The following is a 13092-nucleotide window of genomic DNA, read 5'->3' on the forward strand; positions in this document are numbered from 1 at the left end:
GGCTTCCTGCTCGGGGACGCGCTCGATAGGCGCGTCGCAGCGCACCTCGCGCACGGTGACGGGGCCGAGCTCGATGAAGCCGATCCCGAGCTGGGCCAGCGCTTTGTGCGCGGTGCCCGCAGGATCGAGCGCTCCGCTCAAGCCGACGGGACACGAAATAGGCACCCCTGCGATTTCATCTTGCAGCAGGGCCGACTGTTCGAAATGTCCCATCGTTTTGATGACGAAGGTACCGCCCGGCATGCGGCTTAGACCGCCCATCGTCTGTAAAGTAAGGTCTCTCGCGATCTTAGACGGCAAACGAAACAAAATGGGTTTGAATATCGAATGATAAGACCAGTCAGGCATCTATGCACTCCTGTCTCTTATAATGATATGGAAATTTGTTCATTTCTAGTATAACGCGAAAAAGATTGAAATGAATACAGACACAGATTGTTGTCTTTTCATGTGATTACAATCACATCTCAGCCATTTGCTTTTTACTATACTTACTTCATAACCACCAAAACTTTGAGAAGTGAGGCGATTCCCTATGCTAAGTCAACAGGCTATCGATATCATTAAATCCACAGTTCCCGTATTAGAAATACATGGTACAGCCATCACGAAACGCTTCTATGAAATGTTATTCACTTCCCACCCCGAACTGCTCAACATATTTAACCATGCTAATCAAAAACAAGGCAGACAGCAAACAGCTTTGGCTAATGCGGTTTACGCGGCTGCGCTGCACATTGACCGGCTCGAAGCCATTTTGCCAGTCGTGAAGCAGATTTCTCATAAACACCGCAGCCTTGGGGTGAAGCCTGAGCATTACCCGATTGTAGGCCAGCATCTCCTTGCCGCCATTCAAGAGGTGCTTGGAGAAGCGGCTACGCCAGAGATTCTTCAAGCTTGGGCCGAAGCCTATGGCCTCATTGCTGATGCTTTTATCGGAGTTGAAGCAGATATGTATCACCAAACAGAATCTCAAAAGGGCGGCTGGTCGGATTTCAAACGGTTTCGAATTGCTCGGAAGGTGAAGGAAAGCGATGTGATTACTTCATTCTATCTTATGCCTGAGGACGGGGCTCCACTCCCAGCATTTGAACCGGGGCAATATATCAGCGTCAAACTCGAGATTCCTGGCGATGCGTACACGCATATCCGCCAATACAGTCTCTCCGACGCTCCAGGAAAACCTTATTACCGAATTTCTGTGAAACGGGAAGAACGGATTGCAGATCGCCCTGAGGGAAAAGTTTCGATGTTCCTGCACCAAGGGACAAAGGAAGGCGATGCTGTGCTGCTCTCTGCGCCAGCTGGAGATTTCACGCTGGATCAACAAGATACCCGTCCTGTGGTACTCATCAGCGGCGGCGTGGGATTGACACCGATGGTCAGCATGCTGCAAACACTAGCCAGCACGAATCCCGAGCGCCAAGTGACGTTCATTCATGCCGCTCAGAACGGGCAGCATCATGCCTTCAAGGGACATATTGAAGAGCTTGCCTTGCAACATCCTGCACTTAATGTTTATTGGTGCTACGATAAGCCTACGGCTTCGGATCGGGCAGAGAACACTTTTCATAGAGAAGGTTACATGACACTGGACTGGCTTCAAAGCGTTGTGCCTACGTCCGCAGCAAGCTTCTACTTCTGTGGTCCTGTCCCTTTCATGAAAACGATCAACAACGCCCTGTACGAGTGGGGGATTCCTGAAGAGGATCGACACTTTGAGTTTTTCGGTCCTGCCGGAAGCCTATAATTTAGCAACTTTCTCCCGCAGGAGCCTGTTCACGGTCTCCCGCCGCAGCCCAATCAATTGGCCGATCTCTTCTTGTGTTAGCACATCAGTTAAAACTGTAGTGCCTAGGTAACTGTGCATCCACTTTTCTAGCTTTTGCAGTTTCACCGTCGGTGTTACTTCGGTCAATTGATCAATGCGCTGCTGCATCATCCTTAGCTTCTCTTGGAGCTGCTGCGCAATGATTCGAAAGCGCTCAGGGTTGTGATCCAGCTCACGATACCATTCGTCGGAAGGAATGGTTTCGATCTCACTAGCCACTAGGGCAACCGCCGTTCCATAATAGGGCTTGGGACTAATCAGAGAATGGTGAGGAATCGTCTCCTCTGGCACAATGATATTGACAAGTGTGGCATGGCCATCTTCATGTACACGGACAATTTTGAGCAGTCCGCTCTTGAGCCGATACAAGCCTCCTGATTCCCCTTGGCGAAACAGCGTCTCGCCTTTATGCAGCTTCATACTTCAGTCTCCTCTACGAGAAAAAGCGACAGCAGTTCTTATGCTGGTCGCTTTTATTTGTTTACAGTTCTTTTTTAATAGCTGTTGGTGTTGGCGTTAGTTTGCTCAGTCTGCTGCGAAACTGCGAGAAAGCTTCCGACCATTTGGTGATGACCGGCACTTGCTCGACTTTCCCAATGAGCCAAACAAACATGATTAGACCCAGCAGGGAAACCAAAACGGCAATTGGCAGAGCCCAAATCGAAGTCGTGTGCGCAAAAAAAGGAATGAACGACACCGACAAGATCGGAGCTGCGTTCCATTTAAAAACTTGAATAAGTGAAATCGTAATAATCGCTGTAAGAAAAAAAGAGAGCGTGCCGTGACTAATGCTGTACATCACACTTCCGAGGGTGACCGCAATAATCGCTCCCATCGTAATTCGCCCGACATCTTTAATTTGATCAACCCGATGCATGAAGAGGAAGCTGAAGGCACCGAGCGTTGGATAAAAGACCATCCGGAGTGATGGAAAATGATAGGATGCCCAGTAAGCACCCATTAAATAGCAGCAAACGACGAGCGAACGTAAAAGCATCGTTGATTTCCGTCCTTTAATTATAAGTCATAAGAGGCTTCAAAACCCTTCTTATTTTACAAAAGATCGGATAGGGGGTCAAATGCAATTTCATATATCTCATGCATTATTAACCACATTAATTACTAATTACCATCGATAGAAACCGTCGTTGAAGCAAAAAACTTCGATACCGCAAAGGAGGCTGCACCTAGAACAGTTGAACGGTCGCTAAGCTGGGAGAACTCCACGTTCAGAAGCTTCCGCGGAAGCGGCAATGAGCGTTTCTCCAACAGTTGGAGCAGCGGCTTCATGAGCCACTTCTCGGCTCCTGCCAAACGGCCTCCGAGAATGATGAACTCGGGGTTATAACCGTTAATGATGTTAACGACACCAACTCCGAGGTAATAGCCAAGCCGCTCGAACAGAGCGATGACCTTCTCATCGCCAGCTTCCGCCTTACTCAGCAGCCTATCTAGCTGAACGGGTTCCCCCAATTCTAGGCGAGCTTGCTCCAGCAGCGCATGCTCGGAGGCGTACAGCTCCCAGCAGCCTAAGCTGCCGCAGCGGCACTTCGGTCCGTCATGCTGGATCGAAATGTGCCCGATCTCGCCCGAGAATCCGGTCGCTCCACGGTACAGTTCACCCTTAATGATGATGCCTGCGCCGATCCCGATCCCAATCGAGATGTACACGAGGTTGGCTGTGTCTTTCCCCGCCCCGAACTGTTTCTCTCCTACAGCTCCCGCATTCGCTTCATTATCAATAACGACAGGAATGTTGAACGCTTCCTCGATATCCTTTTGCAGTGGCACGTTTTCCCAGCTTAGGTTAGGAGCGAAGAGCAGATTTCCGTCATCATCGCAGATGCCCGGCACACCAATACCGATGCCTATGATGCCGTAGGTGCTCTGCGGCGCACTGTCGATCAGCTCGCGGATCGTTGTCTTCAGAAGCTGAATGACAGCTTCAACGGACGCGTTGTCATGCTGAACTCTTTTTTCGCTGATCACCTTTCCGGTTAAGTCTGTCAAAACAGCCAATATATCATGGACGCCCAGATCGACACCGATGGCATATCCTGCCGTCCCATTGAATAAGAGCATCATCGGCTTACGACCGCCGCTGGATTCGCCGGCGCCGATTTCTTCGACTAGGCTGCTTTCGATCAATTCGTTCACGAGGCTGGATACCGTCGCCTTCGTAAGTCCTGTAATCTCCGCGATCCGTGCGCGGGATATGGGCGAATCCGTGCGAATATGGTGCAGCACGATGGATTTATTTATTTTTTTCACTAAATTCAGATCGCCTGTTTGTTTCATAGCTAGCCCCCACACCGCTCCAATAGCTTATCTTTTCTTGTAATTGAACTGATTTTAACACGAATGACATCCTCACGCACTAACTAAGTTTGTTTAATGAATTTACAAACTTTGCGAATGATGCTATGATGACTGCATAAGCATTTATAAACTCATTTTGGAGGCTGAATTCATGAGCTACTTTGATAACATCCAACAAATTAAATACGAAGGCCGCACATCGACGAACCCGCTGGCATTTAAATTTTATAACCCTGACCAAGTGATTCTTGGCAAAACGATGCGTGAACATATGCGTTTTGCAATCGCTTACTGGCACTCCTTCTCTGCTAACGGTTCTGACCCATTCGGCAGCGGTACAGCTGTTCGCGCTTGGGATCAATACTCCGGCCTGGAGCTGGCAAAAGCGCGCGTTGACGCATGCTTCGAGCTGCTGAACATTCTTGATGTTGACTACTTCGCTTTCCATGACCGCGACATCGCGCCAGAAGGCAGCACACTGCAAGAAACGAATCAATACCTGGATGAGATCGTAGGTCTAATCAAAGACAAAATGCAAGCTACAGGTAAAAAATTGCTGTGGAACACAGCGAACATGTTCACGAACCCACGTTTCGTGCACGGCGCTGCTACGACGAACAATGCTGACGTTTTTGCTTATGCTGCTGCACAAGTGAAAAAAGCTTTGGATCATGCCAAAGAACTCGGCTCTGAGAACTATGTTTTCTGGGGCGGTCGTGAAGGGTATGAAACGCTGCTGAACACGGATCTGGGTCTTGAGCTCGACAACCTTGCCCGCTTCTTGCACATGGCAGTTGATTATGCCAAAGAAATTGGCTACACAGGCCAATTCTTGATCGAGCCTAAGCCGAAAGAGCCATCCAAGCATCAGTACGATTTCGATGCAGCTACGACGCTTTCATTCTTGCAAAAATACGACCTGCTTCCGTATTTCAAATTAAACCTGGAAGCTAACCATGCTACGCTGGCTGGTCACACTTTCGAGCACGAGCTTCGCGTTGCCCGTATTAACGGTGTTCTTGGTTCCATCGATGCGAACCAAGGTGATCTATTGCTCGGCTGGGATACCGACGAGTTCCCGACAGACCTGTACGCAACAACACTCGCGATGTACGAAATCCTTCTTAACGAAGGCGGAATCGGCAGCGGTGGCGTGAACTTCGACGCCAAGGTTCGCCGTACGTCCTTCGAGCCAATTGATGTGGTGTATGCTCACATCGCAGGTATGGACTCCTTTGCACGCGGTTTGGAAGTTGCTGCAAAAATGATCGAAGACCGCGTATTCGATAACATTCTCGACACGCGTTACGCTTCCTTCAAATCCGGCATCGGCGCGGATATCGTGTCCGGCAAAGCAAACTTCAAGACACTTGAAGCTTACGCGCTTGAGAACAGCCACAACATTGTTAACCAATCCGGCCGTTTGGAATTGATTAAGGCTACGGTTAACCAATACCTGATTAACTCCTAATTACACTTGCCCAGCTGGGTGGAACTCACGCTGGATAATGAGGCTGTCTCCGAAGGTCAGAAATGACCTTCGGAGACAGTCTTTTTCGTCTGTTTTACGCTGGTGCCTATGGGAACGGATCTGCAAGCTCTCTATGTTGTACTCAGTACAATATAATGAGGGGTTGATCCGGTATTTCTCCCCTTCATTGTACAAAGTGCAATGAAATCACAGGATTTATGCTCAAACATTAGCTTTTGAGGGCAAATGGTTGCAGAAAGTGCAGTGTAGCTTACTCAAGCCTGGCAGTTACAGCCAACTAGTTGTAGAAAGTGTAACATAGGGCGACTTGGACTCGGCCGTTGGGGGGAACACGGCGGGTATGGGCGTCCACGTGGATATCACCTGCCAACTTCGATTCCGCCGCTGTATCGATATTTTTCATCGCTAACGCAAGTAACACGCATCAAGTGCCCACTGTAACGATGTAAAACATCGTTAACTGTCGTGGAAGTTCCCGGGATTGGGCTTTCACGTGGCAGCTAAGCTTGTTTTACAGCGTTAACGCAGACTTTTCGAGCGTTGAGCACACTTTAGCGCTGAAAACAGCATTACAGCGGGAAACAAGGCGGGATTGGGCTTCCACGCGACAGCTAAGCTTGTTTTACAGCGTTAACGCAGACTTTTCGAGCGTTGAGCACACTTTAGCGTTGAAAAACAGCGTTACAACGGGAAACACCGCGGGGATTGAGCATCCACGCGGCAGTTAAGTTACAGCGTTCACACAGACTTTTCGAGCGCTGAGCACACTTTAGCGCGGGACCTCCGCCTGTGCCCCCGCATCCCCATCGTCACGCCCAAAAAACCAACGATTAAATACAAGTGAAAGCAGCAAAGTCACCCAAATGCTAATAAACGTCCAATACCAGTTCCAAGCATGATATTTGATCAACTCAGTTTGCGTTTCAAGTATAATTTCGACCACCGTAATCGCTGTCGGAAAGGCCAGCACGAAGAAAAAGCGTGCCCATCCCTTTTTCACCTTTGGGTAATAAATATTCAAATACACGGCAATGATCGGGTACCCAATAAATTCAAACGTTAGACTCGAATAATTGCGTTGAAGCTCTCTTACCGGATATTCCAACCATCTGTGTTCCACAACGATAAGACCTAGAATCCAGTTTAAAAACTGCTGAAATAGAAAAGCAACATGCGCTTTACGACGGTAGCGTTTGGGCACAAGGAGCATTCCAATGGCAGAAATCGCCCACACAGCTAAGATAATGAGATAGTCTACCTTAACATTCATACCCGTCGTTCTACCCTTCCTTCTGTATCTTCCTTTGAAAAAACCATTCCGCATACCTTCTTACCGCATTCAAGACCAGCCATAAGAGAACCACGTGAAGGACAATATTGAAATGCACATATTTCAGAATTTCTGTATAGCTGGAAATAAACATTAAATAGATCGCCAAGAACAAGACGACACGAATGTGATAAAAAAACCTGATTACCCCCGACTTCTGACTTGGATAATAAAGTGCAAACAATGTTGAAACCAGCGGGAAAAAGAGATAATTATTGGTAAAGTTACTCCCCGAGGCAGCCGGAAATTCGCGTACTGGATTCTCAATGGCCTGCCACTCGACTAACAGCAAGCTCATGATCCAAGTGATCATCTGCGTAAATAGGAATAACAGAACGGCCTCCCGAGTTCGATGTTTCGGTATCTTGATCGGTATGATAATGAGACAAACGATCCAAACGATGATCAAAATAACTCGTTCCATTGCCATGGTTCTCAGCCTTTCTGCATGAAATCTCCTAATTCCCAATATGCCCGAATTACTTCCAATTATCCCCGAGATAAAAAAAGAAGAGCTTCAACTTACAGCTCTTCAATATTTTTTTCTGCTGGTTGCAGCGGCTCATCGTCGTTGTTGTCACGAACTGTTTTTTGGAGTACGAAAGAAGACATGGTTAGGAATAAGGCCGTAACTGCGTAATACCCTTTTACAGAAAGCAGTTGTTCGAGATTAATGATGCCAATGAACATGCCCAGCAGCGCAAGTGCGAAGGAGCTCCAGGCCAAGAAGGTGAAAGCCGATGTGTTGCGTTTCCGGGAATCGTAGCTGTCTTCTAAATTATCGCGGATGACCTTTTGCAGCACGAACGCCGACATCGTCAGGAATAAGGCGCATACCGCGAAATAACCTTTTACACTTAGTGACTCCTCTAGCGTATATATACCGATAAACATGGCCAGAAAAGCGCCGATAAAAGATGCCCATGCCATAAAAGTAAATGCCGTTGTATTCCGTTTGCGAGTACTCTGTATCATCTTTGAAATCCTCCTGTGGCTGCCGCTGCAACCATTTAGTATCTTGCTCTTGATACTTATTATAGGAGAAGGAAAACATTCCAAATAGTACTATTTACCACTAGTACCGATCAATCGCAAACAGCCACACCTAACGCCATATGCTCCCAAAACATCGTCTGGATGTACTTGGCCTCCTCCTTGGTACAGTTGACGAGGACAACCACTTCGGTCTTCTTACCCGGTGCTGGATTCTTCACACCTTTCTTCTTTTTATGCAAAATATCAATAAGGAGCCCTAGCGTGAACCCCACAGCTGCGCCAATAAGCCCCCAAAGAATCGCTCCTCCTTTTAATACAAACCCATAAGTGGAACCTATGACCGTGAAGGCTGTTGCCAAGGCAGCGCCCGCATCAAATAAACTAACGCCATCAGATCCATGGATGCTGTCGAACATCCTCTTCTTGCTTGGTCTTTCCTGAAGCGGCACCGCATAGATATTTTCCTTGAGAATACCCGCTTCTTCAACAGCCGTTATCGCCAACTCCAAATAAATTGAATGTTCAAATGACGCTATGACATGCATGGTATCCTCCTCATTTGCGCAGCGGTGATTTAGGAAATGAAAATTGCCCAGGCTGATAGCCATTTTTTAACATTACGGCCTGTTCATGATCAAATAGCTTGTTGTACTCGACCGTATTAACGTACGCATCGTAAACCGCGAACCCATAAATGGAAGGCAGAAAGAGAATCCAATGCATATGCAGAACGCTGCCCGCTCTAGTTAGATCCCAATACAGGAGATAATGAATGCCTTCAAGCAAATGAGACCAATAAGATACAAGAATCCAGTTCCCGAGAACAAAGAAGGCATTAATAATACGATGTGTATAGAGCTGCCCCATCCCCGGCATCAACAGGGACCAGACAATCGCCAGCCAAGGGGACCGTTTGTCTAGATAATTTATTTCCATTCCAGACATTTTGAAGGGTTCAATCGGTGCGTTTTCCCGTCTGGCAAGCAAATATTGATGGTTCATATCCACAGCCGTGCGATAAGTATCATAGATGGAAAATAAATAAACAGGAGCATAAAGGGACATCCACCGGATGTTTAGCACCTCATTGGCCCTCTCGAATTGCCCTGTAAAGGTGTACACAATAGCTTCGTTTAAATGCATCTCGCTGTTGATCAGCATCTCCCAACCAATTAGCATAAAGCCGCGAAAGTACTTGGATAGCAGCAGGTGTCCAAAGCCTGGAAAAGCCGCAGACCACCAAGCAATAATGTAGGGATTTCGCAAATGCAGCTGGGTAATGCCTAATAAACTGACGAAAGCAATTTGACGGCGGGGTTTCTGTGGCATGTGCAGCATCCTTATGAAGAATATGTTTCCAGTTATTCTATTATCTTCGCTGGTGGGCAAGATATGCATCCGTTTTCAACAATTGTTTGCGTGTAGACATACACCCACCTGCTTCACCTCGAATATGGTAAAGAAAAAAGTAGGCTCGGATATGGTTCCTTGCTTACGTTAGAAAGTGAGGAATCCCCATGCAAATCCACGTTGTCCAAAGGGGACAGACGTTATATCGCATTTCACAAACATACGGTGTGTCCGTGGATACGATTGCAGCAGCCAATGAGATGACGCCCAGTCAATCACTGGTCATCGGACAGGCATTGGTCATTCCAATCGTAGGCTCGTACTATTGGGTGCAGCCCGGCGAAAGCCTCTATTCGATTACTCATAAGCTCGGTCTTGATCTCAATGAGCTCGCATCTATCAATGGACTCACCTTGTACCAGCCATTACCCGTGGGTTTCCGGCTATATATCCCGCCAACTCCCCGCACACAAGCGGAAGTAAATGCCTACTTGGAGGCAAGGGGGAACGAGGTGTCACCCTCCCTGCTTCAAGCCGCTAGGGAAGCAGCTCCACACCTTACCTATTTAGCCCCCTTCTCCTTCCGCATTCAGCGGGATGGCACTTTGCAGCCTCCACCTCTCAACGAGCTTGGGGGAATCGCCTCGCAGTACGGGGCCACTCTGATGATGGTTGTGACCAACCTGGAGAATGATCAGTTCAGCGCGGAGCTCGGGCATATTATTCTCACGGACGAAACCGTTCAGGACCGCTTGCTCCAAACCATTTTATCCACGGCTAAGGAGCTTGGCTTCAAAGATATTCACTTCGATATTGAGCATCTATATCCGGATGATCGCGATGCTTATTCCCGCTTCCTGCGGAAAGCGGCGGATCAAATTCATCAACAAGGCTACTTGATGTCCACGGCCCTCGCGCCCAAGACCAGCGCAACCCAAGCCGGCGAGTGGTACTCCGCTCACGACTACAGGGCGCATGGCCAAATCGCGGACTTCGTCGTGATTATGACTTACGAGTGGGGCTACAGCGGCGGTCCCCCTATGGCAGTCTCTCCCATCGGTCCTGTGCGCAAAGTGCTCGAGTATGCCATAAGTGAAATGCCAGCGTCCAAAGTAATGATGGGTCAGAACCTGTACGGTTATGACTGGACGCTGCCTTTCGTGAAAGGCGGCCCATTCGCCAAGGCTGTCTCCCCGCAAGCTGCGATTGATTTGGCTCGCAAGTACAATGCACAAATCTTATACGATTACACAGCGCAAGCTCCTCACTTCAACTATTGGGATGATGCCGGCAAGGAACATACGGTCTGGTTTGAAGATGCCCGCTCCATTCAGGCAAAGTTCCGTTTGCTGAAAGAGCTTGGCTTACGAGGTATCAGTTACTGGAAGCTGGGGCTTAGATTCCCTCAAAACTGGCTGCTGCTGGAGGAGAATTTCAAAGTCGTTAAACGTGCATGACAGCAGCATAAAACATTAAAAAACCGTCAGGGATCCCTGACGGTTTCGGTTATAACGGCAATGTTGGATTAATCCTCCCATTGCTCCAATCTATCGATGATTTGATGCTGACCAGTCGGCACCCAGCTCATTCTGACCCAGTTCGGTATGAGATACGTTTTCAGTTTCTGAGCAGCTAAAGTTCGGTGCCCGGTTGGTATCTTCAGCAACTGGCTGTCCGCCAGCGAGTCCTCGTACACCAACAAATAATCGGTTTCGGACGACATCAAGCTCTCATACGTAACATCCTTATTCCTTTGGTTCCAGGGCACACAGTTGCCCGGCTGCAGCCCCAACTCGTCGTACAGGAGATTATTCAATGGATGATCTTTTCTCCCTTGGAGACGAATCTTCCCGGCTTGCAGCCTGATCATAGAAACCGTTCTATTGCCGAACGTATGGGAAAGACGCTCCCTCGCTGTTAACACTCTGGCAGCAAGTTGAAGGCAGTTATGCCTTGCCTCCGTTTCTCGACCAATCAATTCGGCTAATTGCATATAACCCATCCGCCAGTCCATGCTGAGACGAAGAACAACCGTAGGTGCAATCTGTTTCAGCTGCTCATAGATAGGCAGATGCCGAACATCGGCAAGGATAACATCCGGGCGATATTCCCGCATTTGCTCCAGTTGAAGTTCCACAAGGTGCCTATCCTCCCCTGAACGAATGAACCGATATGCGCTCAACTCATAAGTATCCTCTACACCCAAGGAGTGCAAGCAGTCTTTATACCCGAAGCAGGAGGCTGAAGCTACCTTCAATTGCTTTCTTTTGATATAAAGAGTTGGTGATAAGCCAACAGACTTCTTGAACATCCTGCTAAAATAAAACTCGCTGCCCATACCGACGGCGCTGGCGGCTGATTTGACCGAGCATCCGGGTTCATCCAAGAGCCGTTTGGCGGAATCCATGCGGATTTGGTTCAGATATTCAACCGGGGACATATTTTTGGCTTTCTTAAAGCTCCTCGAATACGAGGTTGGCGTAAGGCCTACGAGATTCGACAAGGTCTCCAGCTTGATCTTTTCATTGTAATGTTGATGCATATAGCTAAGAGTCTCATCAATACCGCCTAAGGCCTCCCCTGCTTCACGCTGCGCGCCAAACTTCTCATTCATCTCGCATAAAAGGCTCTGGAAACGCATTTGCAGTCCGGCGTCCGTTAAGCTGCGGCCTCTGCTCTCTTCATACAGGCGCTCAACGTCGTCTAGCATCGGCCTCATCATGACAGAATTCAGCTTGCCTGACGGCTTAACAGTCTGCGGCGAGCAGCTCCAATCACCTTTGCGTCTAGCCACAGTCAGCTTATGGACGGCAAGGAGATATACTTCCACAGTCTCCGACTCCTGCCGTACGTCGAACTTCTGGTTTGGCATCAGCCATAGGCATTGCCCCGGCTTAATGGGAACCGTTTGATGCTCGGTGTAGAGATAGCCCTTCCCGTGAGTCACGATGACCAGCAGTTCACCTGGACTTATCCTTGTCTGCAAGGAATTCTGGTTGTGATAGCAGCGCTTACGGATCGAAGAGAAATAGACGAAAGCGAATTCGGAACCCGAAGCCGGAAACATGCTGTATTTCCCCCTTTGCAAATCGAAGAATGAGAATCATTATCATATATATGCTATATTAAATGCTCGTTCTCGACTTGAAAAGGTTTTTTGCCGTTTATTTATCGATAATCGTCAACAACTCTTCTGCAGGCGTGCGCTTCTGTACAGACGGAATGACTTCTGGATAGCCAATATGCAGGACACCAACAATCTTCTCCTCCCGTTGAATGCCGATCGCTTCCCGGAAATCCGCTTCATAATTGTAGTGGTTTGTTTTCCAAACGACGCCTAGGCCTTGTTCCCATGCAGCAAGCTGGAAATTTTGAATGAGCGCGCAAGCTGCTGCGTAATCTTCATCCCACTGTTTTTGACGCGTATCCTCTTTCAGCACCACGACTAGATGGACAGGCACCTCCAGGAAATATTCACGCTTGCGCTTCCCATATTTTTCGCGTTCCTCACCTGAGTAAGTTTGCAGCATCGCATCTGCCAGAGCAGCCCGCCCCTCGCCTTTGTACAAAAGAAAACGCCAGGGCTGTCTGTTCTCATGATTCGGCGCCCAAATCGCGACATTCAGCAGTTCCAACAGCAATTCGTCTGAGACCGGTGTGTCCTTAAACGTCCTGATCGTTCTTCTACCTTTAATGACCTTGGCAATTGGGCTGCCTTGGTTCAATATAGATTCGGATAAGCTCATCCTTATGCCCCTCTCTCGTTTCGGTAAA

Annotated in this window: 13 protein-coding genes and 1 pseudogene; 3 read left to right on the forward strand and 11 right to left on the reverse strand. The window is 48.3% G+C overall.

Going from position 1 to position 13092, the window contains the following annotated elements:
* The first annotated feature begins 535 nt into the window (after positions 1-535).
* The gene (gene hmpA, locus AC58VC_RS29520; RefSeq protein ID WP_497374122.1) at positions 536-1750 is read left to right on the forward strand and encodes an NO-inducible flavohemoprotein; all 1215 of its coding nucleotides are present in this window, start codon (positions 536-538) and stop codon (positions 1748-1750) included.
* Here hmpA and AC58VC_RS29525 read toward each other — a convergent pair.
* The 3 genes from AC58VC_RS29525 to AC58VC_RS29535 all read right to left on the reverse strand — a co-directional run bounded on the left by AC58VC_RS29525 (position 1745) and on the right by AC58VC_RS29535 (position 4129).
* Entirely contained in the window at positions 1745-2251 is a 507-nt protein-coding gene (locus AC58VC_RS29525; RefSeq protein ID WP_497374124.1) for a Crp/Fnr family transcriptional regulator, read from the reverse strand. The genes hmpA and AC58VC_RS29525 overlap by 6 nt on opposite strands.
* Positions 2252-2312: 61 nt before the next feature.
* Positions 2313-2828: a hypothetical protein gene (locus tag AC58VC_RS29530; RefSeq protein ID WP_497374126.1), complete on the reverse strand. Its 516-nt coding sequence runs from the start codon at positions 2826-2828 to the stop codon at positions 2313-2315.
* Positions 2829-2953: 125 nt separating this feature from the next.
* On the reverse strand, positions 2954-4129 hold the full coding sequence (locus AC58VC_RS29535; RefSeq protein ID WP_497374128.1) for an ROK family protein: 1176 nt from the start codon (positions 4127-4129) through the stop codon (positions 2954-2956).
* A 172-nt stretch (positions 4130-4301) separates the two neighbouring features.
* On the opposite strand from AC58VC_RS29535, the gene xylA reads away from it, so the two are divergent.
* Positions 4302-5621 (forward strand): xylose isomerase, encoded by a 1320-nt coding sequence (gene xylA / locus AC58VC_RS29540; RefSeq protein WP_497374130.1) that lies wholly within the window; start codon positions 4302-4304, stop codon positions 5619-5621.
* Between the two features lie 790 nt (positions 5622-6411).
* Here the strand turns inward: xylA and AC58VC_RS29545 are convergent.
* The 6 genes and pseudogenes from AC58VC_RS29545 to AC58VC_RS29570 form a co-directional block, all read right to left on the reverse strand.
* Positions 6412-6912 (reverse strand): CBO0543 family protein, encoded by a 501-nt coding sequence (locus tag AC58VC_RS29545; RefSeq protein WP_497374132.1) that lies wholly within the window; start codon positions 6910-6912, stop codon positions 6412-6414.
* Between the two features lie 10 nt (positions 6913-6922).
* On the reverse strand, positions 6923-7402 hold the full coding sequence (locus tag AC58VC_RS29550; RefSeq protein ID WP_497374134.1) for a CBO0543 family protein: 480 nt from the start codon (positions 7400-7402) through the stop codon (positions 6923-6925).
* 92 nt (positions 7403-7494) lie between these two features.
* Positions 7495-7698 carry a YiaA/YiaB family inner membrane protein gene (locus AC58VC_RS29555; RefSeq protein ID WP_497374330.1) on the reverse strand — a complete coding sequence of 68 codons (204 nt, stop codon included), beginning with the start codon at positions 7696-7698 and terminating at the stop codon, positions 7495-7497.
* A 39-nt stretch (positions 7699-7737) separates the two neighbouring features.
* Positions 7738-7947, reverse strand: a pseudogene (locus AC58VC_RS29560) (YiaA/YiaB family inner membrane protein); the annotation flags it as partial.
* A gap of 110 nt (positions 7948-8057) precedes the next feature.
* Entirely contained in the window at positions 8058-8513 is a 456-nt protein-coding gene (locus AC58VC_RS29565; RefSeq protein ID WP_497374136.1) for a hypothetical protein, read from the reverse strand.
* 10 nt (positions 8514-8523) lie between these two features.
* Complete coding sequence (locus tag AC58VC_RS29570; protein ID WP_497374138.1) at positions 8524-9297, reverse strand: hypothetical protein; 774 nt, start codon at positions 9295-9297, stop codon at positions 8524-8526.
* Between the two features lie 188 nt (positions 9298-9485).
* On the opposite strand from AC58VC_RS29570, the gene AC58VC_RS29575 reads away from it, so the two are divergent.
* A complete protein-coding gene (locus AC58VC_RS29575; RefSeq protein ID WP_497374140.1) occupies positions 9486-10775 on the forward strand; it encodes a glycosyl hydrolase family 18 protein in 1290 nt (429 codons plus the stop codon).
* Between the two features lie 68 nt (positions 10776-10843).
* Here AC58VC_RS29575 and AC58VC_RS29580 read toward each other — a convergent pair whose 3' ends face one another.
* Both AC58VC_RS29580 and AC58VC_RS29585 read right to left on the reverse strand, forming a co-directional pair.
* Complete coding sequence (locus AC58VC_RS29580) at positions 10844-12385, reverse strand: AraC family transcriptional regulator (RefSeq protein WP_497374142.1); 1542 nt, start codon at positions 12383-12385, stop codon at positions 10844-10846.
* A 97-nt stretch (positions 12386-12482) separates the two neighbouring features.
* On the reverse strand, positions 12483-13064 hold the full coding sequence (locus tag AC58VC_RS29585; protein ID WP_497374144.1) for a nitroreductase family protein: 582 nt from the start codon (positions 13062-13064) through the stop codon (positions 12483-12485).
* Positions 13065-13092: the final 28 nt, after the last annotated feature.

The sequence above is a fragment of the Paenibacillus sp. J22R67 genome, from assembly GCF_059692175.1.